The organism is Reinekea thalattae (assembly GCF_008041945.1).
Taxonomy (GTDB): domain Bacteria; phylum Pseudomonadota; class Gammaproteobacteria; order Pseudomonadales; family Natronospirillaceae; genus Reinekea; species Reinekea thalattae.
This window is the reverse complement of sequence record NZ_VKAD01000001.1, coordinates 2,040,203-2,065,960: the sequence shown is the minus strand read 5'-3', so window position 1 is coordinate 2,065,960 and position 25,758 is coordinate 2,040,203. Positions and strand designations below refer to the sequence as shown.

At 44.2% G+C, this 25,758-nt stretch carries 27 protein-coding genes; 15 read left to right on the top strand and 12 right to left on the bottom strand.

Annotated features, from left to right (window positions below; genetic code table 11):
• Positions 1 to 3: 3 nt before the first annotated feature.
• Positions 4 to 972, bottom strand: coding sequence for a prolyl aminopeptidase (gene pip, locus FME95_RS09440; RefSeq protein WP_147714137.1), 969 nt, complete (start codon positions 970 to 972; stop codon positions 4 to 6).
• A gap of 18 nt (positions 973 to 990) precedes the next feature.
• The gene (locus FME95_RS09435; RefSeq protein WP_147714136.1) at positions 991 to 1,608 is read right to left on the bottom strand and encodes an SCO family protein; all 618 of its coding nucleotides are present in this window, start codon (positions 1,606 to 1,608) and stop codon (positions 991 to 993) included.
• 191 nt (positions 1,609 to 1,799) lie between these two features.
• Between FME95_RS09435 and FME95_RS09430 the strand changes: the two genes are divergently transcribed.
• A complete protein-coding gene (locus FME95_RS09430; protein WP_147714135.1) occupies positions 1,800 to 2,420 on the top strand; it encodes a hypothetical protein in 621 nt (206 codons plus the stop codon).
• Positions 2,421 to 2,437: 17 nt separating this feature from the next.
• On the opposite strand, the gene FME95_RS09425 is transcribed toward FME95_RS09430, so the two are convergent.
• The 4 genes from FME95_RS09425 to yihA form a co-directional block, all read right to left on the bottom strand.
• Complete coding sequence (locus FME95_RS09425) at positions 2,438 to 3,529, bottom strand: 5-(carboxyamino)imidazole ribonucleotide synthase (RefSeq protein ID WP_147714134.1); 1,092 nt, start codon at positions 3,527 to 3,529, stop codon at positions 2,438 to 2,440.
• A complete protein-coding gene (purE, locus tag FME95_RS09420) occupies positions 3,526 to 3,996 on the bottom strand; it encodes a 5-(carboxyamino)imidazole ribonucleotide mutase (protein ID WP_147714133.1) in 471 nt (156 codons plus the stop codon). Before purE ends, FME95_RS09425 begins: the two co-directional genes overlap by 4 nt.
• A gap of 38 nt (positions 3,997 to 4,034) precedes the next feature.
• Entirely contained in the window at positions 4,035 to 4,283 is a 249-nt protein-coding gene (locus FME95_RS09415) for a YheV family putative zinc ribbon protein (protein ID WP_147714132.1), read from the bottom strand.
• A gap of 66 nt (positions 4,284 to 4,349) precedes the next feature.
• Complete coding sequence (yihA, locus tag FME95_RS09410) at positions 4,350 to 4,961, bottom strand: ribosome biogenesis GTP-binding protein YihA/YsxC (protein ID WP_147714131.1); 612 nt, start codon at positions 4,959 to 4,961, stop codon at positions 4,350 to 4,352.
• Positions 4,962 to 5,243: 282 nt separating this feature from the next.
• Between yihA and FME95_RS09405 the strand changes: the two genes are divergently transcribed.
• From FME95_RS09405 to FME95_RS09390, 4 genes are all read left to right on the top strand, one after another.
• Positions 5,244 to 5,882 carry a thiol:disulfide interchange protein DsbA/DsbL gene (locus tag FME95_RS09405; RefSeq protein WP_147714130.1) on the top strand — a complete coding sequence of 213 codons (639 nt, stop codon included), beginning with the start codon at positions 5,244 to 5,246 and terminating at the stop codon, positions 5,880 to 5,882.
• Between the two features lie 235 nt (positions 5,883 to 6,117).
• The gene (locus FME95_RS09400; protein WP_147714129.1) at positions 6,118 to 7,620 is read left to right on the top strand and encodes a GGDEF domain-containing protein; all 1,503 of its coding nucleotides are present in this window, start codon (positions 6,118 to 6,120) and stop codon (positions 7,618 to 7,620) included.
• 69 nt (positions 7,621 to 7,689) lie between these two features.
• On the top strand, positions 7,690 to 7,974 hold the full coding sequence (locus FME95_RS09395) for an MGMT family protein (protein ID WP_147714128.1): 285 nt from the start codon (positions 7,690 to 7,692) through the stop codon (positions 7,972 to 7,974).
• Between the two features lie 165 nt (positions 7,975 to 8,139).
• The gene (locus FME95_RS09390) at positions 8,140 to 8,637 is read left to right on the top strand and encodes a GNAT family N-acetyltransferase (protein WP_147714127.1); all 498 of its coding nucleotides are present in this window, start codon (positions 8,140 to 8,142) and stop codon (positions 8,635 to 8,637) included.
• Positions 8,638 to 8,804: 167 nt separating this feature from the next.
• Here FME95_RS09390 and gyrB read toward each other — a convergent pair whose 3' ends face one another.
• The 4 genes from gyrB to dnaA are packed head-to-tail and all read right to left on the bottom strand — an operon-like array spanning position 8,805 to position 15,025.
• The gene (gene gyrB, locus FME95_RS09385) at positions 8,805 to 11,225 is read right to left on the bottom strand and encodes a DNA topoisomerase (ATP-hydrolyzing) subunit B (protein WP_147714126.1); all 2,421 of its coding nucleotides are present in this window, start codon (positions 11,223 to 11,225) and stop codon (positions 8,805 to 8,807) included.
• Positions 11,218 to 12,318: a DNA replication/repair protein RecF gene (recF, locus tag FME95_RS09380; RefSeq protein WP_147714125.1), complete on the bottom strand. Its 1,101-nt coding sequence runs from the start codon at positions 12,316 to 12,318 to the stop codon at positions 11,218 to 11,220. Before recF ends, gyrB begins: the two co-directional genes overlap by 8 nt.
• 15 nt (positions 12,319 to 12,333) lie before the next feature.
• The gene (dnaN, locus tag FME95_RS09375) at positions 12,334 to 13,440 is read right to left on the bottom strand and encodes a DNA polymerase III subunit beta (RefSeq protein ID WP_147714406.1); all 1,107 of its coding nucleotides are present in this window, start codon (positions 13,438 to 13,440) and stop codon (positions 12,334 to 12,336) included.
• A gap of 25 nt (positions 13,441 to 13,465) precedes the next feature.
• On the bottom strand, positions 13,466 to 15,025 hold the full coding sequence (dnaA, locus tag FME95_RS09370; RefSeq protein ID WP_425468225.1) for a chromosomal replication initiator protein DnaA: 1,560 nt from the start codon (positions 15,023 to 15,025) through the stop codon (positions 13,466 to 13,468).
• A gap of 579 nt (positions 15,026 to 15,604) precedes the next feature.
• On the opposite strand from dnaA, the gene rpmH reads away from it, so the two are divergent.
• The 4 genes from rpmH to mnmE all read left to right on the top strand — a co-directional run bounded on the left by rpmH (position 15,605) and on the right by mnmE (position 19,367).
• Complete coding sequence (gene rpmH, locus FME95_RS09365) at positions 15,605 to 15,739, top strand: 50S ribosomal protein L34 (RefSeq protein WP_147714123.1); 135 nt, start codon at positions 15,605 to 15,607, stop codon at positions 15,737 to 15,739.
• 16 nt (positions 15,740 to 15,755) lie between these two features.
• Positions 15,756 to 16,163, top strand: a complete 408-nt coding sequence (rnpA, locus tag FME95_RS09360) for a ribonuclease P protein component (protein WP_147714122.1) — start codon at positions 15,756 to 15,758, stop codon at positions 16,161 to 16,163.
• An 88-nt stretch (positions 16,164 to 16,251) separates the two neighbouring features.
• Positions 16,252 to 17,904: a membrane protein insertase YidC gene (gene yidC / locus FME95_RS09355; RefSeq protein ID WP_147714121.1), complete on the top strand. Its 1,653-nt coding sequence runs from the start codon at positions 16,252 to 16,254 to the stop codon at positions 17,902 to 17,904.
• Between the two features lie 107 nt (positions 17,905 to 18,011).
• Complete coding sequence (gene mnmE, locus FME95_RS09350) at positions 18,012 to 19,367, top strand: tRNA uridine-5-carboxymethylaminomethyl(34) synthesis GTPase MnmE (RefSeq protein WP_147714120.1); 1,356 nt, start codon at positions 18,012 to 18,014, stop codon at positions 19,365 to 19,367.
• Positions 19,368 to 19,398: 31 nt separating this feature from the next.
• On the opposite strand, the gene lpdA is transcribed toward mnmE, so the two are convergent.
• Positions 19,399 to 20,814: a dihydrolipoyl dehydrogenase gene (gene lpdA / locus FME95_RS09345; protein ID WP_147714119.1), complete on the bottom strand. Its 1,416-nt coding sequence runs from the start codon at positions 20,812 to 20,814 to the stop codon at positions 19,399 to 19,401.
• A gap of 118 nt (positions 20,815 to 20,932) precedes the next feature.
• On the opposite strand from lpdA, the gene FME95_RS09340 reads away from it, so the two are divergent.
• Together FME95_RS09340 and FME95_RS09335 are read left to right on the top strand one after the other, a co-directional pair.
• Positions 20,933 to 21,496, top strand: coding sequence for a TetR/AcrR family transcriptional regulator (locus FME95_RS09340; RefSeq protein WP_147714118.1), 564 nt, complete (start codon positions 20,933 to 20,935; stop codon positions 21,494 to 21,496).
• On the top strand, positions 21,496 to 21,897 hold the full coding sequence (locus FME95_RS09335) for a (deoxy)nucleoside triphosphate pyrophosphohydrolase (protein WP_147714117.1): 402 nt from the start codon (positions 21,496 to 21,498) through the stop codon (positions 21,895 to 21,897). The genes FME95_RS09340 and FME95_RS09335 overlap by 1 nt, the downstream gene beginning before the upstream one ends.
• Positions 21,898 to 21,905: 8 nt before the next feature.
• On the opposite strand, the gene FME95_RS09330 is transcribed toward FME95_RS09335, so the two are convergent.
• Complete coding sequence (locus FME95_RS09330) at positions 21,906 to 22,823, bottom strand: alpha/beta fold hydrolase (RefSeq protein WP_147714116.1); 918 nt, start codon at positions 22,821 to 22,823, stop codon at positions 21,906 to 21,908.
• Positions 22,824 to 23,174: 351 nt separating this feature from the next.
• Between FME95_RS09330 and bamJ the strand changes: the two genes are divergently transcribed.
• The 4 genes from bamJ (at position 23,175) to FME95_RS09310 (ending at position 25,751) form a co-directional block, all read left to right on the top strand.
• Complete coding sequence (bamJ, locus tag FME95_RS09325) at positions 23,175 to 23,795, top strand: BamJ family beta-barrel-assembly machinery protein (RefSeq protein WP_147714115.1); 621 nt, start codon at positions 23,175 to 23,177, stop codon at positions 23,793 to 23,795.
• 172 nt (positions 23,796 to 23,967) lie between these two features.
• Complete coding sequence (locus FME95_RS09320) at positions 23,968 to 24,360, top strand: translation initiation factor Sui1 (protein ID WP_147714114.1); 393 nt, start codon at positions 23,968 to 23,970, stop codon at positions 24,358 to 24,360.
• An 85-nt stretch (positions 24,361 to 24,445) separates the two neighbouring features.
• Positions 24,446 to 25,078, top strand: coding sequence for a UPF0149 family protein (locus FME95_RS09315; protein ID WP_187265488.1), 633 nt, complete (start codon positions 24,446 to 24,448; stop codon positions 25,076 to 25,078).
• 46 nt (positions 25,079 to 25,124) lie between these two features.
• Positions 25,125 to 25,751 (top strand): LysE family translocator, encoded by a 627-nt coding sequence (locus FME95_RS09310; protein WP_147714112.1) that lies wholly within the window; start codon positions 25,125 to 25,127, stop codon positions 25,749 to 25,751.
• The last annotated feature ends 7 nt before the right edge of the window (positions 25,752 to 25,758 follow it).

The window sequence follows — 25,758 nt, the reverse complement described above, 5'->3', positions numbered from 1 at the left end:
CGGTTATGCTTGGCTTTCTGGCCGCCCAAGCTGTTTTGCCATTCTTGACGTGCTGCGAATCAGCGCATCAATGATCGCTTCGTCAAATGCCGAGTGACCACCCTCGCGAACCAGATGCAATTGTGCATCTGGCCAATGCTGACTTAATAGCTGTGCTTGCTCCGGTGGGCAGATCATATCGTAACGACCGTGAACGATATAACCCGGAATGCCCTTAAGGCATTCGGCATTGTTCAGTATCTGATTTTCTTCAATAAAACTTTTATGTTTAAAAAAGTGGCTAGAGATTTTTGCTAAAGCCAACGCCGTATGGGTTTTTAAAAACGCACTGGTGTTTGCCTGGTTGGCGCGCAATGTGCTGTTTGCGACCTCCCATCGAGTCCAAGCTTTTGCCGCTGAAATCACGGCTAATTCGTTATCGCTATGTAGCCGTTCATAGTAGGCTGCGACCAAATCATCACCGGTTTTACCTGACACTTCGGCAGAAAAATGCTGCCACTCTTCGGCGAAAAACCGATTAGCGCCAGATAAATAAAGCCAATCTAAATCTTGTTGGCGGGCGAGAAAAACACCACGCACAATGAGGCCACTGACTCGATCCGGTCGCTGTTGCGCGTATAAAAGCGCCAATGTCGCACCAAAACTGCCACCAAACAGCAGCCATTGATCAATCATGAGATGCTCACGAATACGCTCGATATCAGCAAGAGTATGCGCCGTAGTATTACAGTGAGTATTCGCATGCGGGATCGAGCGCCCTGCGCCACGCTGATCAAAGAGAATGATGTGATAATGTTCTGGATTAAAAAATCGCCGCAGTTGATCTGAGCTTCCCGCGCCGGGGCCACCATGAATGACCAACACCGGAATACCACTGGGTGAGCCGCTGCATTCCAAATAGAGCTCATGACCGTCACCGACGGCCAACATCTCGCTACGATACGGACGCAAACTAGGATAAAGCGTTTTCACAGCAACCCCTTTTTATTTTTATGGCTGCATTAACACCTTCAATGCAGCAACTATATTTTGTGCACGATGTGGAGGACGGATCAACGCCACATACTCACCTGCCGGATTAATAATAGCGTAGTTATCACTATGAGCGACGGTGTAACCTTCGCCTTCACCCTCGATGTAGTAAACCGCATCTAATGCACTTGCCAATTGACTAATCTCATCAGATGAACCCGTCAGACCAACAAAGTCGGCATGGAAATAGGGCACATACAAGGCAAGCTGCTGTTCGGTATCTCGTGCTGGATCAACAGTTACCATCCAAAAGTTAAGCTGATCGGTAAAACCCGCCTCGGCCAACTCAGTGTAAGCCAGACGCATATCAGCCATGTTAGTCGGGCAAATATCTGGACAAAAGGTATAGCCGAAGTTAATAAGATTCCATCGCCCTTTGAACTGTTCAATACTGAACGGCTCGCCATCGTGACGCGTTAATGAGACTTCAGGCAGCAAACGCGGCGATGGGAAACGCAGTACATGATTATCTTTAAGCTGACGATCAAAGCCAGTGTAATGCGAAAAGCCAATGTACGCGGCGATAACTGTGATTAATACCGCTGCGATAACCGTGAACTGAACTCTGTTAGTCATTGTTTTGTCCTTTTTAAACGAGCACTCGGTCACCCTTTTACAAAAGTTGACCTGCTTTTACATTTCTCACCTAGTTTAGCCGTTGTCATCAACTAGCCTGACAGAAAAAGGCGGATCGATTCTTTAACAGCCATCAGTCTGAGTGAAGATAAGATGAAAACAGCCTGTCACAACATAACGAGGCTAATGAGATGTATAGCTCCTATAACCAAAAAAACACGAGTGCGGCAAAGCCTGACTTTGTCCAACATTCGTTAACCAACGATAATGCCAAATGCTGCCTAACGGTAACGGAGGTTTATCAGCCATCAATCCCTGATGACCAAGCAGAAGACGATGCCGTTGTTTTTTATATTCCTAAAACAATGACGCCGAAACAAATTGACTGCTTAGTCTCTCGCTACGCATTTGAGTTACCAGCGATGCTCGAACAGTTTTTCTGTGAGCTGGCTAAGTGCAGTGATCCAAGTAGCGCTAAAACGTTACAAGAATTATTGGAAACCTTTTTACAGCAACCTATCGATCACCATGATATCGGGCTATTTGGTATTTTAGATCGGCTGTATTTCAGTTGGCGGATGTTAGAAGAAGCCAATGACTACGTCGGTGTTTATCACCGCCAAAGCTTATTGCCTTGGGATATGACCGAGGCCAACTTGATTGCTCATCAATTACTCGGTTCAACCTATGCCGATATTTTGGATCGGTTAGTGATCGACCTTGCTGAGCAGTTTGTCAGCAAGCCACTGCAAAGTCTTTCAATCGACAGTAACCAAGCCAACGGCCATAAACCACCGCCGTATTTAAGCTAATGGCTGAATGGATTCATTCAGCCTAAATCGTTCACCAACAACGCCTCAACTTGCTGACAGCGTTCTTCAAGTTGATGCGCAGCCTGTGCCGTTACCGTAATGTGAGCAATTTTTCTTGCCGCTCGTTCAGATTTACCGTAATCGTGTAAGTGTACGCCCGCAATGGCCAACAATGCTTTTACATCCGGTTGACGGCCAATCACATTGTACATTGCCACCTCACCGCGAACCTCGCAGCTGCCCAACGGCAAACCCACCACCGCTCGAACATGATTTTCAAATTGGCTGCACTGTGCACCTTCAATTGTCCAATGACCGGAGTTATGCACTCGCGGAGCAATCTCATTGGCAATCAATTGATTATCTTTAACAAAAAACTCAAACGCTAAGGTACCGACATAATTCAACTCAACCAGCATCGACTCAACGATACTTTCCGCTTGAGCCTGCAATACTGGGTCTGCAATAGGTTGGCTACGATAAAGAATGCCTTGGCGATGCTCATTGCGAATTAATGGGTAAAAAACACATTGGCCTGCTTGATCACGTACGCCGATACAGGAGACTTCGTACTCGAAATCAATAAAGCTTTCCATTATCAGCGGCACCGAGCCAAGCTCTGCGTAGGCGTTGTCAGCATCACTGGCTTGGCGTAACACCTTTTGCCCTTTACCGTCGTAGCCCAAGGTTCGGGTTTTTAATACAGCAGGACAACCGAGGTCGATGACGGCCTGATCAAGATCGGCCTGATTATCAATTTTTGCGCATCGCGGCGTTGGTATAGTGAGCTGCTGAAACAAAGACTTTTCTATCCAACGGTCACGCGCCGTCGATAATGCACTGGCTGGCGGAAACGCAGGCTTCGACTGCGCTAACGTGGCGACCGTTGAAGGCGGCACATTTTCAAATTCGAAGGTAACAACATCACTGCCCTGCAATAATTTTTCAATGCCTTCTGCAGAATCGTAAGCGTCACAAATTAACGCGCCTGCATCCTGAGCACAGGATTGTTCTGATGGGTCTAAAAATTGTGTTTTTATACCCAAAGGAAGTGCAGCTTGAGCAAGCATACGGCCTAATTGCCCGCCGCCGACAACAGCTAATTTCATAAGGTATTTCCTGGAATTGGGTTAGCAAGTACGGTTTCTGTTTGCTGAGCACGAAACGCTTTCAACGCCTGAGCAATAGACTCTTCAGATAAGGACAGAATGCTGGCAGCCATTAAAGCGGCATTGATCGCGCCGGCCTTACCAATCGCGAGCGTGCCAGTCGGAATGCCCGCAGGCATTTGGACAATACTTAGCAACGAATCGACACCACTTAACATGCTGCTCTGAACAGGCACACCCAAAACCGGTAAATGGGTTTTTGCGGCACACATACCAGGCAGGTGCGCGGCACCGCCAGCGCCTGCAATAATCACCTGCAAGCCACGCTGTTCTGCTGACTGAGCATAGTCAAACAACAAATCCGGCGTTCTATGCGCAGAGACCACCTTGCATTCGTGAGCAATGCCGAGTTTTTCAAGCGTTTCAGATGTATGACTCATGGTAGCCCAATCGGATTGGGAACCCATGATGACACCTACAAGAGCGGATCCGTTATCGTTCGACACTAGTTGTCTTCCTCATTTTGAATAAATTTAACTACCTGAATATGCTCATCCTTCAACTGCACCGATTCAGGCGTCACTCGAGTTGTAATTTCTTTAGGCGTATTAACCTGAGTACTAATTCGATCACTAAAACCGCACTCGACGCATTCGCGAACGTACAGCAGCTCCAGTTCATTATTAATAACCGTCATGGTATCGAGTGCGCCACACTTTGGACAGGTAACGCCGGCGATAAATCGTTTTTTCATGGCAACTCTTTAAGGGTTTCTTAAGGACTTATCTCTGTGTTCGAGCTCGGCAGATAGACTAAGCCTTTATTCCAGCTCTTCTGTCAATTGCTCGGTCAACCATTGGCTAAGCTGATCAACGCCTTCTTTTTTTAAGGAGCTGAACAGTTGTGCGCTCAACCATGGCGCTCTAGATCGTAATTCGTTATTTATTTTTAAATAGGTATTTTTAGCCGGACCCTTTTTTAACTTATCCGACTTGGTTAATAGGATTCGCATTGGCATTTCTGCCTGAACAGCCCATTCCACCATGCGCTGGTCGAAATCAGTCATTGGGTGTCGAATATCCATGACCAAAACCACACCCTTTAGGCTGACTCGCTCAGCCAAGTATTCGCCAATATTCTCTTCCCAGTCGGCTTTCATCGAACGGTTTACTTTGGCAAAACCATAACCTGGCAAATCAACCAGACGGAAATCACCACCGCTGAGCGTGAAGAAATTCAATAATTGCGTTCGACCCGGCGTCTTAGAGGTTCTGGCCAGTTTGGAATTTCGGGTCAGAGCATTCATCGACGAGCTTTTGCCGGCATTGGAGCGCCCAGCAAAGGCGACTTCCGAACCGATATCGGATGGGCATTGTGAATATTTTTGCGCACTGGTAAAAAACTCAGCGGAATCGTACTTAATCGTTTGCATAGGGAGCTATTCAATAGTTAGGTTTATTGGCCTATTGTATCTGTTTCAGCAAAAAAAATACGCTAACGATTCGTTTGCCGTCGCACTATCTTTTACCCGCTGACGATATTCTAGGGTTATTTCACTGACGATATCGCTCCAAATATAAAGCTGAGCGTTAAGCTTTTATTCACCGGCAGTAAATAAAATGAAAAGTGGCCCTAACAAAGCAACAATGCCACTTTTTTATTGTCCATGGATTAGGCAACATCCCTAATCAACATACTTAAAGGAAGTCACTTCATGTTTCAGCGCTATTTACTTATTAGCCTACTGGTCACATTCGCTTCAGCGGTCTTCGCTGCTGAAAACACCCAATATAAAGAAGGCCAACACTACGTTACCTTACAAACTCCGCTTAAAACCTCTTATCGAGGCGACGAAATTGGCGAAGTCATGGAGTTTTTCAGTTACAACTGCATTCACTGTGCAAACCTAGAACCGGCTGTAAGCCGATACCTAGCGGAAAAGCCAGACAACATTAAATTCACCCCCATTCCTGTAGTATTCAACGAACACCAAAAACCAGAAGCTCGAGCCTATTACGTGTTAGAGATTTCCAAATTAGGTAAGGACGCACACCAAGCGATCTTCAATTATATCCATAAAGAACGTAAGCGCTTACGAACCGACGATCAGTTTGCTGCCTTTTTTGAAAGCAAGTTTGGCATCTCTAAAGAAGAGTATATGAAACGCGCCTACTCTTTCGCCGTTAACGCCAAGCTTAATACTGCGATTATTCTAACTCGTGACAGCAATATTAGCGGCACGCCTTCGCTCGTTGCTAACGGCCTTTATCGCATCGACAGTGCCGCTGTTGGTGGTAATGAGCTTGCTCTATACGCAGCTCAATCATTGGTTCAATCAGAAGCGTCTGAATAAGCCAAATAGATTGTTTTATTACCTTCCGCCAACTTTCTAAAGGTTGGCACCGCTCGGTATAGCTGAGCCCGGCCAGTTAGTAATTACTTATTAACTGGCCGATTATTTTTACTTGCACCACTATCAGTTCTCACTACTCAAGATCTACTCAATAGAACGCTTATCGCCGTCTTATAGTTTGACTATACTGTGGGCTCTTTATCTATTTCATGCTCAATAAAAAAGGAACTGACTGATGTCTAGTGATCTTCTTCCCCTGATCCGGGGGGCTCGTAGCTTAAGCCTTATGTTAACAGGCTATGATCATGACCTAGACAACAAGCTATCTCGATTACGCAATGTACTGAAAGAAAACGACTTTAGCGTACGCGAATTTCAATCGATTCTTAGCCTGGTTGAAAACAGTTACGACAGCATTGAGTTGATGACTGAGAACGGTATTAAAAACTACAAGGCGATATTCAGCTCTATCCTAAAAGAAGATCGTCAGTCGCTGCTCAGGCCGATTAATCAAGACAAGCCAACCATTATCGATCTGATGCAAATTGCCGAACCGCTGGCTAAAGAACTGACGATTATTAGCAGCCTAGCTGATGATCCTTCAGCTTCAGATCAATCTACTTCTCCCAGCACAAACAGCGCATCAGAAAGCGCCAATACTAATGCCAGTACAAACTATGGTAACGGCGAAGCAGAATTAATCTCTCGTGTCAGAACTAGCCTAACTAAGCACCTAAAGTCTGTCTTAGAAGCGCTCTATTCGGTTGATAAAAAAGAACAAACCAAAGCACTTAAAGAACGTCTGAATAAAACGCCGGAATGGACTGAGCTAAACAGCATTACCAGCGAAACCATAGAAATTATCCAGAACCGACTGATTGAAGAAAAGCACAAGTTTGAAGGCTACCTTGCCAAGGTTAACCAAAAACTTAACCGCATTACTCAGATTGTTGAGTCCGACTCCAGCACACTTAGCGATTTAAAGTCGATCAACCAGTATTTTAACCGCAGCCTGAATCAGCAAATGAAAGAGGCGCGACAGAAGATTGATGAAAAGCACACCGTTGATACTCTAAAGACCGAGCTACTGGACTCTCTGGATAACATTGCCTCAAGGTTAGAGGAATACCAAACCAGCTACGATTCTAAAATCACCAGCTTGCAAGAAAGCAAAGTACAGATGGTGGATCAGGTTTCTCAACTCGAACAGGAAAACCAAAGTCTGATGTCAGAGCTCGAACGTGAGCGTAAAATCAGCAAAAACGACCATCTAACCCAATTACCCAACCGCCAAGGCTTTAGCGACAAGCTAAAACAGGAGCTTAGCCGAGCAGAGCGCTATGGTCATACCATGAGCATCGCGATTCTCGACATCGACTTTTTCAAGAAGATTAACGATGAATTTGGCCACCTAGTTGGCGATAAAGTACTTAAAGTCATCGCCAAAGAGATGACTAAAGTCTGTCGTGAAACTGATTATCTTGCTCGTTATGGTGGTGAAGAGTTTATTTTATTGCTGCCCGAAACCAGCTTGAAAGATGCCTTTGCTGCGGTTGAAAAGATTCGAGTGCATATTGAACGCTGCCCATTCCACTTCCAAAGCAAGCCAGTACCGATCACTATTTCGGCAGGCGTTGCTGAGCGTACTAGCCAAGAGACGAATGAAGCCTGGTTACAGCGGGCTGATGAGAAACTCTATAACAGTAAAAAGCAGGGCCGGAACAGAGTAAGCGGTTAGTATGTGACCTCTCACAGCTGAGTTATAATAGCGCGACTTACAACAACGCTTCAGCAGCTCAGGAAACCAATGGCCGACAACGCTATTTTCTTACACTGTCTCTCCTCTATTCCCAAAGGGCGATTTACCACATACGGGCAGCTAGCAAAGATGTCCGGTGTTCATGTCCGCCAAATCATGCCCTGGCTTAAGCAACTACCCAATGACTCTAGCCTGCCTTGGTATCGAGTCATGAATAGTCAATTCAAAATCTCAAGCCACCCAAACCAACAGCAGCAACATCAATTGCTCGCTGAAGAAGGCTTATTGCCCAATAAAACCGGTAAATATCCGGTTGAACAATTCTGGCCTTAACCTTGTGCCCAATACTCTTTGTGGCTTACATTACCAACCGCTGAGCAATAGCTCTCAGCGTTGCCTTTAGCTTAAGCAAAAAATCCACGCCATACGAATAACCAGCCCAAAAAGCTTTTGGGCCAGATCCACAATTTAACCTAACCAATGAAGTGAATTTGTTTTATGTCTATTCAGATCCGCCCAGCCATTGAGAATGATCTTTCTAGCTTTGTTGATATTATTAATTATTACATCCAACACACTGCGATTACCTTTGATACCGACAGCTACGACATCGCTAGCCGATCTCCTTGGATGCATCAATTTAAAGATACAGGCCCACACCAATGTCTAACCGCTCTAGAGGGCGATGAAATCATTGGCTACGCCTGCAGCGCTCCCTTTCGCCCCAAGAATGCTTACCTAAGCTCAGTTGAAGTCAGCGTTTACTTAACGCCTGAATATAAAGGCAAGGGACTCGGGCAAAAACTCTATGAAGCTCTATTTCAACGCCTATCAGCAGAAGCCGTTCATCGAGCCTATGCATTGATTACCTTACCAAACGAACGATCGATCAGCCTGCATTCGAAATTCGGTTTTGAACAGGTGGGCGTGCTTTCTGACGCCGGCTACAAACTAGGGCAATACCATTCGATCTCTTTGATGGAAAAACAGCTGTAGCAGATTGAAGAGTGTTCCACGTGGAACATCATTCAAAGTCATAAATAACAAATAAGCTGCAAAAGAAAAAAGAGTAGGAAGAGGAAGAGGAAGAGGAAGAGGAAGAGGAAAACTAAAGCGACTACGGTGCAAAACAAGACACCGTGTCGCCAATATAGAAATAAAACCTAGTAGTCTAGATTAGAAACCGACAACGCATTCGATTCAATGAACTCACGACGCGGCTCTACATCATCGCCCATCAGGGTCATGAAGATCTTATCGGCAGCAATTGCATCTTCAATTTTAACCTTCAACATAACCCGCACTTCAGGGTCCATCGTCGTCTCCCAAAGCTGCTCTGGGTTCATCTCACCCAAACCCTTATAGCGCTGTATCTGGTAGCCTTTCTTAGCGTCATTCATTAACCAATCAATGACATCAGCAAAGCTGGTTACTGGGCTCTGTTTGTCATTTTTCTCAATGTAGGCACCCTCTTCAATTAAGCCGTCCAGCTTCTTGCTTAATTCAACAATGGCGCGATATTCCTTGCTGTCAAAGAATCCAGCATTGAAGGTGTAATCTGTAGACAAGCCGTGCAGTGTAACAATCACTTTAGGCAACCAACGACCGCTTTCATCTTCAGCCGGTACAACTTCAAACTGATAACGGCTTGGCGCTGCGTCTTCTAACGACTCAAAGCGATCATTAAGTGCATCGACCCAGCTTGAAACTGCGGCCTGATCAGATAGATCAGCACCGGTTAATTGCGGCAAATACAGTAGGTTCTGCAATACCAATGCTGGGTACACTCGACTCATCTTATCGATCTGGTTAAACACTGCTTTGTATTCGTTTACCAACGCTTCTAAATGAGCATCTTGAATAGCCGGAGCCGTAGCGCTGACATGCAGCGATGCATTCTCAATGGCTTGGGCTAAAAGATGCTGATCGAGAGTTTTCTCATCTTTAATATAGTTTTCTTGCTTACCTTTCTTAATCTTATACAACGGCGGCTGAGCAATGTAGATATGGCCGTTTTCAATAAGCTCTGGCATTTGACGGAAGAAGAAGGTCAATAACAGGGTACGAATGTGAGATCCGTCGACGTCAGCATCGGTCATAATAATAATGCTGTGATAACGGAGCTTTTCGATATTAAATTCTTCTCGGCCAATACCACAACCCAGTGCGGTAATTAGCGTACCAACCTCTTGTGATTGCAGCATTTTATCGAAGCGGGCTTTTTCAACGTTTAGAATCTTACCCTTCAATGGCAGAATAGCTTGTGTACGACGATCTCGGCCCTGTTTGGCAGATCCGCCAGCCGAGTCACCTTCCACCAAGTACAGTTCTGATAAACCTGGATCTTTTTCTTGGCAGTCAGCCAACTTACCCGGTAGACCTGCAATATCAAGCGCACCTTTACGTCGTGTCATATCACGCGCCTTACGGGCCGCTTCACGAGCACGCGCAGCATCAATCATTTTATTAACAACTGTTTTTGCAGCGTTCGGGTTTTCCATCAGATATTCAGAGAAGATGCGTGACATCTCTTGCTCTACGGCAGACTTAACTTCAGAGGAAACCAGCTTTTCTTTGGTTTGTGAACTGAACTTAGGATCAGGCACCTTAACCGAAATAATGGCAGTTAAGCCTTCACGAGCATCATCACCACTGGTATTTACTTTGTGCTTTTTAAGCAGCTCTTCGCGCTGAATGTAATTATTCAACGTTCGAGTTAGTGCTGCTCTAAAGCCTGCTAAGTGTGTACCACCATCTTTCTGTGGAATGTTATTGGTATAACAGAAGATATTCTCTTGGTAGGTATCATTCCATTGCAACGCAACCTCGACACCAATGCCGTCTTCTTCACGCTGATAAACAAAGTGGAATACTTCATTTAGCGTTTGTTTTTGGTTATTCAGGAAACTAACAAAGGCTTTTAGACCACCTTCATAATGAAAGGCCTCTTCAGTACCGGTACGCTCGTCATACAACTTAATAGCAACGCCTGAATTCAAAAAGCTCAGTTCTCTGAGTCGCTTGGCAAGAATATCGAACGAGTAGGATATATTGGCAAAGGTTTCTGCAGAAGGCTTAAAGCGTACCTTTGTACCTGAGCGATCTGTTTCACCAACGGCAACAAGATCGGCAACTGGCACACCATGGCGGTATTCCTGTTCAAACACCTGGCCATTTCGATGAATCGTAAGCTTTAGTTCTTCTGATAATGCATTTACTACTGAAACCCCTACACCATGCAAACCACCGGATACTTTATAGGAGTTGTCATCAAATTTACCGCCCGCATGCAATACCGTTAAAATAACCTCTGCTGCTGAACGCCCTTCCTCAGGGTGAATGTCAGTTGGAATACCACGACCATCATCTTCAACGCTGACAGATTCATCAGGGTGAATCGTGACGTTAATGGTACTACAGTGACCTGCAAGCGCCTCGTCGATGGAGTTATCTACCACCTCGAAAACCATATGATGCAGACCGGTACCATCGTCCGTATCACCAATGTACATACCTGGTCTTTTGCGTACAGCGTCCAGGCCTTTTAGTACCTTGATACTCGATGAATCATAATTATCAGACATTGCTTTCTCCAAGATTAGTCACCCTTGTTACAGAACCATGTTCCACGTGGAACATATCAATCTGATCAGGCTTTAACCAAATGTTCTTAAATGTGTCAGGCTCTATTGCGGTCATAAATACCTGACATCCGATCTCTTCTAATAGAAGACATAATTTATGTATGTGCCGTTCATCTAACTCAGAAGGCAAATCATCCACTAAAAAGATACTCGGTTGAGTAACTTTAGACTGCAGCAAACGACTCTGAGCGATCTTAAGCGCACACACGACTAACTTCTGCTGACCGCGCGATAGCACATCAACAGCGTTCAAATTGCTTACCTTAACTTTTAAATCTGCTCGTTGCGGACCAGACTGGCTGTAACCTAACTTTAAATCTCGATGCCGTTGTGCTTCCAATACTGCACTAAAATCTTTGGTTTTATCCCAACCTCGATAGTAGCTAATATCAACGTCATCCAATTCCACAAGCTGCTGCAGAATTTGTTTAAACACCGGACTAAATTCAGCCAGATAGCGCTGTCGCATCTGATCTATTTTGACAGCAGACTCAATAAAGCCCTGCTCCCAAACAGCCATTTGAGAACGATCTATTTTACCAGATCGGAGTAAGGAATTCCGGTTTTTCAGGCATTTTTGGAAGTGCTGCCAAACCGCCATAAAATCAGATGAGGTGTGAAAAACGCCCCAATCTAAATACTTACGACGATCACTCGGGCTGCCTTCTAAAAGCTTAAAGCTGCCCGAATGAATTAACTGGGTGGGAAGCTTGGTCACCAAGCTAGAAACAGAGGTGACTGCCTTACCATTTAAGGCGACTGAGGACTTACCATCACTCGATCGCTTAACTAATAACTGATCGCCATCACACAATTCAGCGCTCAAAATCGCTAGGTCAGCATTCAGACTTACCGCAGTTCGAGTACGAGACTGTTGAAATGAACGATTCATGGCTAAAAGGTGCACAGATTCCAGAACGGAAGTTTTGCCTGCACCATTATCACCAAAGAAGACATTAACCCCCTGTGAGAGGTTAATCTCGTTATCGTTTAGATTCCGAACGCCACGGATCGAAAGCGTTCTTAAACTCACAGCAACGAGACCGAATTAGAGCCGCATCGGCATAACAACGTAAGCAGAGGACTCATCATCGAAATCAGTCACCAAAGCACTGGAATTGGCATCTGACAACACAAACTTAACCTGTTCGCCACTGATAACGCCCAAAACGTCGAGAACATAGTTAACATTGAAGCCAACTTCCAACTCTGGGCCGCTATAGTCAACTTCAACCATAACTTCAGCTTCTTCCTGTTCTGGGTTATTGGCTTTAACCAACAAGTTCCCTTCAGATAGAATCATGCGTACGCCACGATACTTTTCATTCGAAAGAATCGCCGCTCGGCTAAAGATTGATTTTAACGCTTGGCGATCACCAACCACTTCTTTATCGCCACCACGAGGTAATACACGCTCGTAATCTGGGAATTTACCGTCGACCAATTTAGTGGTGAAGCTAAACTCTTCTGTGGTTGCACGTAAATGCGATGCGCCAATGTAAACCTTGATCGATGCATCCAAATCAGTAAGTAATCGATTAAGCTCCAAGATACCCTTACGAGGCACAATAACCTGCTTCTTTTCTGGGCAATTCATACCGTCAACCGTCACGTAACTCATCGCTAAGCGGTGACCATCAGTTGCAACGGTGCGAACTAAAGATTGGTTAAGTTCTAACGACATGCCGTTCAGATAGTAACGAACATCCTGTTGAGCCATTGCAAAGCTAGTGGCGTTAATCAACTGACTTAATGACGACTGAGGTAGTGCATACTCATCATCGTCAGCGCTTTTTTCAATACTTGGAAATTCAGCAGCAGGTAATGTCGTCAAGGTGAACTTACTACGACCACTACTAACAATAACGCGCTCTTCATTTTGCTTTAGGTTAATGATCGAATCATCTGGCAGCGAGCGAACAATATCTAAAAACTTTTTCGCCGGCACTGTAATTGAGCCACTTTCTGAAGGCTCAGATAAAACCACGCGACCAACCAGTTCCACTTCAAGGTCAGTACCTGTCAACAGCAGTTCAGAACCGTCGACCTCGAGCAAAACGTTAGACAATACCGGTAAGGTTTGACGCTTTTCAACGACGCCACTTACCAATTGAAGGGGTTTTAATAGTTGCTCACGTGCGAGTGAAAACTGAATCATAAAGTTCTTTCCATCCTACTTATCAGGTGGTCAATGTTCTGAGTAAATTATTATAATCTTCGCGAATATCTTGGTTAGTTTCGCGAAGCTCTTTAACCTTACGGCAAGCATGCAATACAGTTGTGTGGTCTCTGCCACCAAACGCCTCACCAATTTCAGGCAAGCTGTGCTGGGTTAATTCTTTAGCGAGTGCCATTGCTACCTGTCTAGGACGAGCAATACTACGGCTTCTACGCTTGCTGTATAAATCCGATATCTTAATTTTAAAATATTCCGCCACTGTACGCTGAATGTTTTCAATACTGACTTGTTTATCCTGTAACGCCAATAAATCTTTTAGCGACTCTTTAACAAAGGAAGTATTAATAGCCGAACCGGTAAACTGCGCATTAGCGATAACACGCTTTAGCGCACCTTCTAATTCCCGAACATTCGAACGAATACGCTGCGCTATAAAGAAAGCAGCATCTGCAGGTAAAATAATTTTCGCCTGTTCGGCCTTTTTCATCAAAATGGCAACTCGAGTTTCTAAATCGGGTGGCTCAACCGCAACAGTTAAACCCCAACCAAAACGAGATTTCAAACGATCTTCTAAACCATCGATCTCTTTAGGAAAACGATCGCAGGTTAAAATGACTTGCTGATTACCTTCCAACAAAGCATTAAAGGTATGAAAAAACTCTTCTTGAGAGCGATCTTTTTTAGCGAAGAACTGGATATCATCAATTAATAACGCATCTAACGAGCGATAAAACTTTTTAAATTCTGCAATAGCATTAAGTTGCAGTGCTTTTACCATATCAGCGACAAAGCGTTCTGAATGCAAATACACAACTTTAGCTGAAGGATTTTGTTCAACAATCTCGTTACCAATAGCCTGCATAAGGTGCGTTTTACCTAAACCTACGCCACCGTATATAAAGAGTGGGTTATAAGCACCACCGCTATTCTTAGCAACCTGCTGGCTCGCCGCTAAGGCAAGTTGATTCGACTTACCTTCAACAAACGACTTAAAGGTAAAAGACTTATTAAGGTAACTCTGGACTCGGTTTTTACCACGCTTTGAGCCTGTTGTTTGAATCACTGAATCACTGGCTTTAACCGCTGGAGCATCTATCGATACCGACGCTGCGCTTTGCTTTACTTGCTCAGAAATCTGCGCGGCACTGGCGGCTTCCGTCACTACATGACCTTCAATAACCGCAGCCGATGCAGGAACACTATTAGGTGTAGAAACACCATTAACAGTGGTATGACTTTGTGGAGCGCTACTAACATTTAAGCCACTTCGCACCGGCTCAGCTCGAGTAACTTCAGAAGCGATTTCAATAGAGACGCTTCCAGCATAACCATATTGTTCAGCGACCGACTCAATACGTTGCCGATACTTATCCCGAACCCAATTCGCGATAAAGCGATTAGGCGCCAATAACACCAACTGTTCAGATCGATTATCCACAGTTAAAGGTCGTAACCAGGTATTAAATTGGTGAGACGGTAACTCAGAACGTAATTGCTCCAAGCATTGATGCCAAATAGCGTCTTGCACGAAGACTCCGGAAAGCCAAAAAAGATAAAGCATTTTAACTGACAGCGCTAAGCGATACCAGCCTGAAGCAAGTAAGGAAGCGACTATTAACTGTCTCTAGTATTAAACCCCACTGAACCAAAACAGCGACTATTTAAAGCTAAAGCAAACATCGGCCCGATAATATGAAAAAAAATTCGCGGCAATGGCTGTGCATAACAACCGTATAACAAAGTTAATAAGCCTGTGAATGGACGCTGGACACTTCACATGTGTATAACTTAGCTATTTATACACACCTTTCCGGCCATATCCACCCAGCCTATACGCTAATTATTCAGTTGTTATAAAACTTATAAGTATATGATTTTATTGAGTTTTTTTAAGTTATAAACAGAAAATAGCCTGCTTAATAATTAACAATAAATAATAAAAAAACATATATATACTTAAACATTAAATTATTATCTAAGACACTTAACTCTGTTTAAAAAACAACCATTGCTTTATCTTGGATGATTCTTTAAAATCCGCCGTCCAAATTTCATGGGAACAGGGGTTATTGCCTTGTTTCAAACCATACTTGGTGGCTCAAACACCAAGTGAGCCAATAAATTTAGAGAAGACCTAACAATGAAACGTACTTTTCAACCAAGTAATCTAAAGCGTAAGCGTAGCCACGGTTTCCGTTCACGTATGGCAACTAAGAATGGCCGTAAAGTTCTAGCTCGTCGTCGCGCACGCGGTCGTGCTGCACTAAGCGCTTAATCTTAAGACTGAAGTAATGTCTGAAAAACCGTTTGGTTACCCTAAGGGGATGCGTTTATTAAACGCAAAAGACTATCAGACGGTTTTTGATAAGGTAGATGTTAAAGCGCCATGTGAGCATTTTTTAATGCTGGCACGCTTTAACACCCTTAAACACTCCCGCCTTGGCTTTATATTTTCAAAAAAGAATATCCGCTTTGCTGTCCAGCGTAACCGTATTAAACGTGTCACCAAGGACTATTTTCGGCTGCACAATACCGAAGTTCCTGATATGGATATAATAATATTAGCCCGTAAAGGTATAGATAAGCTGTCTAATGAAGAAGTACGGCAGTTACTAAAAAAACAATTCAATAAGTTAACTAAGCGTTCACAACAAACAAAATCAATAAAGCGTTCACTTCATCAGCCAAGCTCTGATTAGCCCTAGTAAAAATGCCTAGTCACAGGTACCATTTCGGCGCTTTTATGAAGATGAAAAATCTTAGTTATCATTAAATCGGAATCTATTTATGGACGTTCGTCGAATTATCCTGATTGTCGGCTTGGCAATTGTTTCTTATATTATGATTTTACAGTGGTCTAATGACTATTCAGCGACCGCAGAGCAATCTACAAACCAATCAGTTGTGATTCCTACAGAAGGGTCTTCGTTTAACGATATCCCAACGGCGACGTCTTCCATTCCGACTGATCAAGCTGTGAGTACTGAGAATTCAACGCAAGGCGATGTTGTTTCAGTTATTACAGATACGTTAAATATTAATATCAATCTCACCGGTGGTGATATTGAGTTAGCCGCACTGCCTCAATACCCGAATGCGTTATCTACTCCAAACATCCCGTTTAAAATATTAGAAACTGAAGATCGATATTACGTCGCTCAAAGTGGTTTAGTGGGTGATCATGGTATCGATACTGGTAATCGTGCGCGTTACCAATCTGCTGAGGCTGTTTATCGTATGGCGGACGGCCAAGATGAACTCAACGTTGTTTTAAGCCACACCGCTGAAAACGGCCTAACAGTTAATAAAGTATTTACGCTAAATCGTTCTAGTTACGTTATTCATATTCGCCATGAAATAACCAATAACGCCGCTGAAACGCGTTATACAACGCTTTTTGCACAGATCAAGCGAGATAGCTCAGAAGATCCAACACAGGCCGGTATCGGTAAAAAATCTTATTTGGGTGCAACCTTTTCAACAGATGGCTCAGCCTATGAAAAAGTATCCTTTAAAGATCTAGATGATGAAGATTTCTCAGCTCGTAGTGCAAACGGCTGGTTAGCAATGCAGCAGCACTACTTCTTATCTGCTTGGGTCCCTGCGACACAAGGTGAAAACAGCTACTACGCATTAAAGAGTAACGGATTGTATTATGCGGGCTATAAATCATCTTCGTTTGCGATTGCTCCAGGCGAGACAGTTAGCCTATCTGGCGAATTTTATGTTGGCCCTAAAAAGCAGTCTGTACTCGCTGATTTAGCCAGTAACCTAGAAAAAACCGTCGATTACGGCTGGTTATGGTGGATTGCACAGCCGTTATTCAAGTTGCTCGACTTTATCCATTCATTGGTTGGTAACTGGGGTTGGGCCATTGTTTTAATGACCCTGACAGTAAAAACTATTTTGTACCCATTAACGGCCTCTTCTTACCGTTCTATGGCTAAAATGCGTAAGTTCACACCTAAGATTCAGCAGTTAAAGGATCAGTTTGGTGACGATCGTCAACGCATGAGCCAAGAAATGATGAAGCTGTATCAGAAGGAAAAGCTAAACCCATTAGGTGGTTGCTTACCGATGATCCTGCAAATGCCAATCTTTATTGCACTGTACTGGACGTTAATGGAGTCGGTTGAATTACGTCAATCACCCTTTATGTTCTGGATTGTTGATTTATCAGTTAAAGATCCGTTCTTTGTTCTGCCTCTGTTGATGGGTGTCTCTATGTTTATTCAGATGCAAATGCAGCAGCAGCCAACAATGGATCCAATGCAGGCTAAAATTATGAAGTTAATGCCTGTTATGTTTACCTTTATGTTCTTGTGGTTCCCAGCCGGTCTGACACTTTACTGGTTGAGCAACAACATCATTACTATTGTTCAGCAATTTATTGTTAATAAGAGCATTGAACGAGCAGAAGCTAAAAAGTCCGCTGACTAACATTAGCTGATGCTGTATAAAAAGCAGGCATTGTCTGCTTTTTTTATGCCTGCAGTATTGTTTCAAATGTGTCTTCAAGAGTTGGGTTAAGAGAGTCTAAAAATCAAATGACAAAAGAAACCATCGCAGCAGTTGCTACTGCGCCAGGGCGTGGCGGTGTCGGTATTGTTCGGGTGTCAGGCCCTGCTGCTTTGAGCATTGCCGAGCAAATTTTAAAGCACTCTCCTAAACCTCGGTACGCCCATTATGGTGAATTCTACGACACTGACGGTGCTGTTATTGATGAAGGCATTAGTCTGTATTTTCCAGGACCGAATTCGTTTACTGGTGAAGATGTTGTCGAGTTTCAAGGTCATGGCGGCCCAGTTATTTTAGAGCTGTTGCTGGAGTCTATTACTCAGCAGGGTTGTCGATTAGCGCGTCCGGGAGAGTTTTCTGAGCGTGCATTTCTGAATGACAAGATGGATTTAGCTCAGGCTGAGGCCATTGCGGATCTAATTGATGCCAGTTCTAAAGAAGCCGCCCGCTCTGCCGTTCGATCGTTAAAAGGCGTGTTTTCTAAGCAAATCCATCAGCTGGTTGAACAGCTTATCCAGCTTCGTATTTATGTTGAAGCGGCGATTGATTTTCCTGAAGAGGAAATTGATTTTTTATCTGACGGTAAGGTTGAAGCCGATCTGGTTACGATTATTGAGCAACTGGAGCGCGTTAAGCAGGCGGCGAATCAAGGTCAATTGATGCGCGAAGGCATGAGAGTGGTTATCGCAGGTCGCCCAAATGCCGGTAAATCGAGCTTGCTGAATGCATTAGCTGGTCACGAACGGGCGATTGTTACCGATATCGCCGGCACTACGCGTGACGTGTTAAAAGAGCATATTCATATCGATGGCATGCCCTTACACCTAATCGATACCGCCGGCTTGCGTGATGCACCGGACGTTGTTGAAAAGATTGGTGTCGAGCGTGCGTGGGAAGAGATCGCAACCGCCGATCGCATTTTATTTTTAGTCGATGCAAAAACCACTGACGAAACTGATCCAGCTAAAATATGGCCAGATTTTATCGATCGGTTACCTCCAGAAGCCAAAATAACGGTGATACGCAATAAAATCGATATGACCGTTGAGCAGCCCGGCATTGATGCTCAGGAGATCCCTGTCATTAGGTTATCAGCCAAGCAGGGTTTAGGCGTTGATGATCTTAAACAGCACCTTAAACAACTGATGGGCTTTGAAGGCTTGCACGAGTCTGGCTTTATAGCGCGGAAGCGTCATTTGGATGCGTTATCACAGGCTGAAGCTGCTCTGCAAAACGGTCTGCAACAATTACAGGGTTATTCCGCCGGTGAGTTATTGGCTGAAGATTTAAAATTTGCACAGAATGCATTAAATGAGATCACCGGAGAATTCAGTTCCGATGATCTGCTTGGCCGAATTTTTAGTAGCTTTTGTATCGGTAAGTAAGGTTTTTATAGGCAGCTGCAGGTAGCTAATTCTAATTGCTGTGACTGAGCAGCGCTTTTTTATTTGGCAAATCAGTAATGGTGCCAGCTCCAAGTTCTGCCGCCAGTCCAATGGTTTCATGCAAGCTGGGATGAGCGTGGATTGTTAGTGCAATATCTTCTAAGGTTGCGCCAAACTCTATTGCTAAGGTTAACTCGCCCAGTAATTCACCAGCATGATCGCCTACGATGCCAGCACCGAGCAGTCGTTCGGTTTTTTGCTCATAAATAAGTTTTGTTTTTCCTGCAGCATTGCCAGCTGCAATAGCACGGCCACTGGCACTCCATGGGAAAACAGCGGTTTTGAAGGCTATGTTTTGTGTTTTTGCCTGCTCTTCTGTAAGCCCTACCCAAGCAACTTCTGGATAAGTATAAGCAATGGATGGAATCGCTAAGGCTTGAAAATGAGCTGAATGTCCAGCAATGACTTCGGCTGCAATATGGCCTTGATGAGCTGCTTTATGAGCAAGCATTGGCCCATGAGTCACATCACCAATGGCAAAAATATGTTCGACAGATGTTCGTCCTTGATCGTCAGTTAGAATAAAGCCTCGATCGTCGGTTTTAACGCCAATTTCTGCAATATTAGAGGTATTGCCATTAGCCGATCGACCAATAGAAACCAGTACCGCATCAACGTCTAGAGAGAATCCATCGTCTTTGTTGGTCATTGATACCTTGAGTGACTCTGGTGTTGCTGTCACGTCAGTCACCTGAGTTTGGGTTAAGAAGTTGAATTTGTCTTTATTCGCCTGTTGAAAAACCCGTACTAAATCTTTATCGGCACCGGTCATGATTTGGTTGCCTAATTCAACAATCGTTACTCCAGCACCGAGTGCTTGATACACCGTTGCCATTTCTAAACCAATAATACCGCCACCGATGACGAGTAAGTGCTTTGGAATACGCTCTAATTGCAGTGCACTGGTAGCATCGAGTACACGAGGATCATCGTGAGGAATGAAAGGCAATTTAATAGCTTTTGAGCCAACCGCAATGATGGCATGTTTAAACTCTAGGCTTGTCTGAACTTTTTGGTTGCTAACGGTCATTGCTGTGGTGCTGACGAACTTTCCCTCACCGTAATAAACATCGACATGACGGCCTTTTGCCATTAACGCTAGATTGTTTGTCAGAGTATCGACAGTGGTTTGGCGATGTTGGCGAATGGCTTCAAGGTCAATAGTAGGTTTTGAAAAACTAATGCCCTTGTCTGTTTGTTCAGCGCTGCGAATCTTACCTGCAACACTCAATAACGCCTTAGAGGGAATGCAGCCAACATTGAGACAAACACCCCCAAGAGTTTTATAGCGTTCAATGAGCGCGACTTTTAAACCTAAATCGGCTGCTCGAAACGCCGAAGCATAACCGCCAGGACCACTACCTAACACGACAACATCGTAAGTCATATTGAACCACCTATATAATCTATCTACCACTTGATAGGTAAAATATAGCTTGTAGCTTTAGGGTAGGTCAATAGAATATCTACCAAGTGATAGATAAGTTTCAAAACAGTAGGTATCGATGAGCGTAGATAAACAAAGCACAAAACAAAGATTATTGGACGCCGGTGAAAGCTTTATTATCGAATCGGGTTACGGCAATTTTAGTTTTCGTGATATTGCCGAAGAGGTCGGCATTAAAAGTGCCAGTGTTCATTATCATTACCCTACCAAGGGTGATTTAGTGGCGGCTGTTATGGAGCGCTATACCGAGCAATTTGCGCAGCAACTACCTGATCCGATGAGTGACGCTAAATCGGCAATTGAGTTATTAGAAGGCTTTATCGCAGGCTTCAAAGGCAAGATAGTCGATCAACACAATATGAGTCTGTGTACCATTTTAACCGCTGATAAACCGCTATTGCCCGAGCGAGTAGCAACTGAGCTGGCTCAGTTTTATGAATTATTACTGAATTGGTTGACTCAGGTGTTTATGCGTTTAAATGCTGTTGATGAAGCCGAAGGGTTGCTATTGGCAAGCCAATTATTGGCGACATTGCATGGCGCTTCGATTTTGGTTCAGGGCACCAATGATTCTGATTATTTTGATCGTGTATTAGCCGCTTGGCGTAAAGGAATCGTTTGATGCCGCCAGTGATAATAGACGTCACAGCAGCAGTAATCGTCAAAGATGATCGTATTTGTTGTGCTCGCCGTGCTGCCCATAAGGAACATGCTGGCTACTGGGAGTTTCCTGGTGGCAAGTTGGAATTGGGTGAAACGCTTGAGCAGTGTTTAGTGCGAGAGCTTGCAGAAGAGCTTGCTATTGAGGTTCGAGTAGAACGCTTTTTGTTAACCTCACGACATCGTTATCCGGATAAAATAATCGATCTGCATGCCTTTCAAGTTCGTTGGTTATGCGGCGATTTCAACTGTGTCGATCACGATCTTATTCGTTGGCTGCCGTTGTCAGAATTGCAGCAGCTGCCATGGAGCGCTGCTGACATCCCTATTATTGATCATCTATTAGCTCAGACAATAGGCTGATAGCCTAGCTACACTTCTTTTAGCTTGCCAGTGAGCGTGATATCACGAATATCCTGCCAAACTTGCATGGCGTTGGTTTCGTTGAGCAATTCATGGCGAGCTTCTTGATACAGCCGGAAAGTTGTTAGCCGTAACGCCTGCTTTTTAATGTTGTTGGCTAGTATCGTAATGCCTTGGCCAAATTCACCCAGCGCATCATCGCTACCGGAAAGTAGATGAAGCTTACATTCGCTTGGCCAGTTTTTGATATCAATCGATAACATGCCATTAAACAAATCCTGCCACATCGATAAGCTGCAGGGGAAGCCGCAAAAGGGGTCTAGGGTATAGGCTTCGACCTGTTCGGCATCTCGGCTGAGCCAATCATTGTCGCTCATATTTGGTTTGAAACGTCGATTAAAGCGGCCAAAAACCAACCATTCAACCAGTGAGCTGTGTGCCCTGCTACCTTTGACTCGCTTTAGTAACGACACTAAAAACAAAGCACTGCTTATTTGGCTGCGATTGACTCGATTCGTAGAACCTAGAATTAGCTGCTCACATTGTTGTGGGTATTGTTGAATATAATTTTGCGCCAAAAATGAACCCATGCTGTGACCAAATAGCGTTATCGGTACATTAGGTAATTCTTGTTTGGCAAATTCTATCGTCGCATGAATATCTGCTAGCAATAATTGCCAGCCATCTTTTTCACCAAAGTAACCTAGCTCATCATCGTTACAATCCATGCCGTGACCGCGCAAGTTTAGGGTAACCACTGCGATGTTGGATTCGGTTAGCCAGTCAGCAAAGGCAGCATAGCGCTCACAATATTCGGCCATGCCATGAACAATGACTAATAGACGTTCCACTCGGTTTGGCCGCCAAAGCCTCACCGGAATGTCATGGCCATCTTTCGCTTGGATAAATTCTTCAAGGTATTGCATAGGAGTCTCTGACTAGATTGCGTGGATGAGTGTAAGCAAAGTCGATTTTGCTAACCATAAGTGTAATACAGGCGGAATACTATTGGCTGAGTAAAATGTTTGTTGCGTATTTTTAATCCACAGACTATTCACCGTTCGTTCATAGGATATAACAAGCTTATGCTGGGGTTATCCAAAGGCTTACACACAGCTTTATTCAGTGCGTTCGTTGGTTAGGTTTTGTCTGTTAGTGAGCTCGTTTGGATAGCCAGTGCAGGCTGTTGCGACGCATTGAAATAGGAATAAATGCAGCTTTTATTCAATGTGGTACACTTCGCGGCCAAAATTTTAACGCCGAAAAACAGGATTAATATGTCTAAATACGATACTCCAGAACGTCAAGTCAGCTATGGCATTGGTCGCCAAATGGGCAATCAATTATTGCAACAACCTTTCGAAGGCTTAGATATTGAAGCCGTAGCTGAAGGTGTTAGAGACGCTTTTACTGAAGTCGCAGATCCGATTAATCCAATGGATATGCAAAAGGCTTATGAAGTGATTCGCGAGCGTATGGAGTCGGTTCAGGCAGAAAAAGAGAAGCAACTAGCCGGTGAAGGCCAGGCGTTTCTTGAAGAAAATGCTAAGCGAGAAGGCGTTACCACAACCGCTTCTGGCTTACAGTACGAAGTAATTAAGTCTGGCGATGAAAGTGCTAAGAAGCCAGCGATTAACTCAACGGTTAAAACGCATTATCACGGTACTTTAATCAGTGGTGAGGTATTTGATAGCTCAGTAGACCGTGGTGAGCCAATTGAATTTGCTGTTAATGGTGTAATTCCCGGTTGGACCGAGGCGTTACAGCTGATGGTACCAGGCGATAAGTGGAAGCTTTATATTCCACATAACCTTGCTTACGGTGCTCAGGGTGCCGGCGGTGCGATTGGTCCTTATCAGGCGCTTATTTTTGAAGTTGAACTGTTGGATATTGTTTAATCGTTAGCTGAAAAATCGACTCATTAATGATGCTTTAAGTCATTAATGAGTCGCTGATGTATCGCTTTATTTTGATGGCGTATGTCACTGCAATCCAGCTTGATGTTATTGATCCTGTGTTAATTACATAGCTCTGTTTCAACTATTAACCCTGTTTCAACGATGCTTTGTTATGCCTAAAAAAAACCTATCTAGCCTTAACGACTTAGACGCCTTACTGAATACTGGCTCTCGGGTTTACAGCACCGAGTCTGGTCGAATTTGTCCCGATTGCGATCAGCCAATTGCTGATTGCGTTTGTGCTCAGGCGACAATTCCTGAGGGAGATGGCATTGTTCGCTTAAGTCGACAGACAAAAGGCCGAAAAGGTAAGGGAGTGACTCTGGTTACGGGTGTATTGCTGGCGCCAGATGAGCTAAAAAAATTAGCAAAAGAGTTAAAAACGAAAGCCGGTACGGGCGGTACGGTAAAGGATGGCGTCATTGAAATTCAGGGCGATTGTCGTGACTTGCTGTATAGCTTACTGAGCGACAAGGGTTATCAGGTTAAAAAATCCGGTGGCTAGACAGGATGGCGAGCTGGATCACGCTCGCCCTAGAGTTTGAGTCATTTACGTATTGATGAATGCGCTTTATATAGAAGGTAAAGAGATGTCGGATCCATGGATTAAAAGTTTAAGCTATCGCCAGTCGTTGGATGGCCTGATTGAGCGTTTTGAATTATTAAAGCGTCAAGATCGTATAGCTGAGACTGATATGTATCCTGCGATGGAAACCATTAATGGTTTTTTATTTGCGATTAATAGTGCCCCAGCCGATATCTCTCCTACCGAATGGTTAGCGGAGTTGATGCCACTGATTGAATTACCCGATGAAACTCCGGGTGATAGCTTTAATTTATTAATTTCTTATCAGCTGCATTCCAAATCACGAATGGAGCAACAAAAGTACGCTCTACCAACAGAAACTGATCCTCTGTTGGCCATTGCAGAAGGCAGTGCAATGAATAGTTTTAGTCAGGGTTTTGAGCGCGGCTATCAATGCATTTCATCTCTTTGGTCTGCGTTAACACCAGACGAATTACGCGAAGAGTTAGCGACTCAGGTATTTGCGCTAACTTTCTTTACCAGCCCTGAAAAAGCCAAAAATTACATTGAAGAAAAGTCGCTTAAGTTGCGGCCAGATCAGCTAGCTGAGCAAATACTTATTAACCTGCCCAAGGCTGCCGACCTTCATGTTCGTCTCGGTATGGCTGTTTTAGCCAGTCAGCAAGTGTCTCACTGATTGGTATCGTTTTTCGGCCTAACTACCCATTCCACGAGGTTTTCCAATGTTAAATACGGCTTTAATGGCGGCCTTTATCCCGACCTTTTTGTTCGTCTCCTTTACGCCAGGGATGTGCATGACGCTATCGATGACGTTGGGTATCACCATTGGTGTGCGACGTACGCTTTGGATGATGTTGGGTGAATTGATTGCTGTTGGTGCTGTCGCGGTTGCTTCGGTGTTGGGTGTTGCCGCACTATTATTGAGTGTACCGTGGGCCTTTTACCTGTTTAAGTGGGTGGGAGGTTTATACCTGCTCTGGTTGGGTGTCGAAATGTGGCGCTCGCGAGGCAAATTGGCAATTTCTGAATTGGACGATACAGCAAGTTCTTCGGCAACACGTAGAGCTTTATTTGTTCAGGGTTTTTTTACCGCCATCGCAAACCCAAAGGGTTGGGCCTTTTTTATGGTGTTATTGCCGCCCTTTTTAGATGATTCTTTACCCTTAGCGCCGCAGTTAGCGTTACTGGTGGCGATTATTTTATTAATTGAATGGTCCGCTTTACTGACCTACGCCTTAGGCGGACAGTCGTTAAATCGATTATTGCAAAAGTCATCCAATGTACGATTACTGAATCGCATAGCTGGCAGCCTGATGATGGCTGTTGGTGTTTGGTTGTTTTTTGGCTAGCTTGTTA

What these genes read in the sequence shown, in the direction of transcription:
- FME95_RS09435 (WP_147714136.1), bottom strand. Translation starts at nt 1,608, where the DNA reads ATGACTAACAGAGTTCAGTTCACGGTTATCGCAGCGGTATTAATCACA.
- FME95_RS09430 (WP_147714135.1), top strand. Translation starts at nt 1,800, where the DNA reads ATGTATAGCTCCTATAACCAAAAAAACACGAGTGCGGCAAAGCCTGAC.
- FME95_RS09425 (WP_147714134.1), bottom strand. Translation starts at nt 3,529, where the DNA reads ATGAAATTAGCTGTTGTCGGCGGCGGGCAATTAGGCCGTATGCTTGCT.
- purE (WP_147714133.1), bottom strand. Translation starts at nt 3,996, where the DNA reads ATGGGTTCCCAATCCGATTGGGCTACCATGAGTCATACATCTGAAACG.
- FME95_RS09415 (WP_147714132.1), bottom strand. Translation starts at nt 4,283, where the DNA reads ATGAAAAAACGATTTATCGCCGGCGTTACCTGTCCAAAGTGTGGCGCA.
- yihA (WP_147714131.1), bottom strand. Translation starts at nt 4,961, where the DNA reads ATGCAAACGATTAAGTACGATTCCGCTGAGTTTTTTACCAGTGCGCAA.
- FME95_RS09405 (WP_147714130.1), top strand. Translation starts at nt 5,244, where the DNA reads ATGTTTCAGCGCTATTTACTTATTAGCCTACTGGTCACATTCGCTTCA.
- FME95_RS09400 (WP_147714129.1), top strand. Translation starts at nt 6,118, where the DNA reads ATGTCTAGTGATCTTCTTCCCCTGATCCGGGGGGCTCGTAGCTTAAGC.
- FME95_RS09395 (WP_147714128.1), top strand. Translation starts at nt 7,690, where the DNA reads ATGGCCGACAACGCTATTTTCTTACACTGTCTCTCCTCTATTCCCAAA.
- FME95_RS09390 (WP_147714127.1), top strand. Translation starts at nt 8,140, where the DNA reads ATGTCTATTCAGATCCGCCCAGCCATTGAGAATGATCTTTCTAGCTTT.
- gyrB (WP_147714126.1), bottom strand. Translation starts at nt 11,225, where the DNA reads ATGTCTGATAATTATGATTCATCGAGTATCAAGGTACTAAAAGGCCTG.
- dnaA (WP_425468225.1), bottom strand. Translation starts at nt 15,025, where the DNA reads ATGCTTTATCTTTTTTGGCTTTCCGGAGTCTTCGTGCAAGACGCTATT.
- rpmH (WP_147714123.1), top strand. Translation starts at nt 15,605, where the DNA reads ATGAAACGTACTTTTCAACCAAGTAATCTAAAGCGTAAGCGTAGCCAC.
- rnpA (WP_147714122.1), top strand. Translation starts at nt 15,756, where the DNA reads ATGTCTGAAAAACCGTTTGGTTACCCTAAGGGGATGCGTTTATTAAAC.
- yidC (WP_147714121.1), top strand. Translation starts at nt 16,252, where the DNA reads ATGGACGTTCGTCGAATTATCCTGATTGTCGGCTTGGCAATTGTTTCT.
- mnmE (WP_147714120.1), top strand. Translation starts at nt 18,012, where the DNA reads ATGACAAAAGAAACCATCGCAGCAGTTGCTACTGCGCCAGGGCGTGGC.
- lpdA (WP_147714119.1), bottom strand. Translation starts at nt 20,814, where the DNA reads ATGACTTACGATGTTGTCGTGTTAGGTAGTGGTCCTGGCGGTTATGCT.
- FME95_RS09340 (WP_147714118.1), top strand. Translation starts at nt 20,933, where the DNA reads ATGAGCGTAGATAAACAAAGCACAAAACAAAGATTATTGGACGCCGGT.
- FME95_RS09335 (WP_147714117.1), top strand. Translation starts at nt 21,496, where the DNA reads ATGCCGCCAGTGATAATAGACGTCACAGCAGCAGTAATCGTCAAAGAT.
- FME95_RS09330 (WP_147714116.1), bottom strand. Translation starts at nt 22,823, where the DNA reads ATGCAATACCTTGAAGAATTTATCCAAGCGAAAGATGGCCATGACATT.
- bamJ (WP_147714115.1), top strand. Translation starts at nt 23,175, where the DNA reads ATGTCTAAATACGATACTCCAGAACGTCAAGTCAGCTATGGCATTGGT.
- FME95_RS09320 (WP_147714114.1), top strand. Translation starts at nt 23,968, where the DNA reads ATGCCTAAAAAAAACCTATCTAGCCTTAACGACTTAGACGCCTTACTG.
- FME95_RS09315 (WP_187265488.1), top strand. Translation starts at nt 24,446, where the DNA reads ATGTCGGATCCATGGATTAAAAGTTTAAGCTATCGCCAGTCGTTGGAT.
- FME95_RS09310 (WP_147714112.1), top strand. Translation starts at nt 25,125, where the DNA reads ATGTTAAATACGGCTTTAATGGCGGCCTTTATCCCGACCTTTTTGTTC.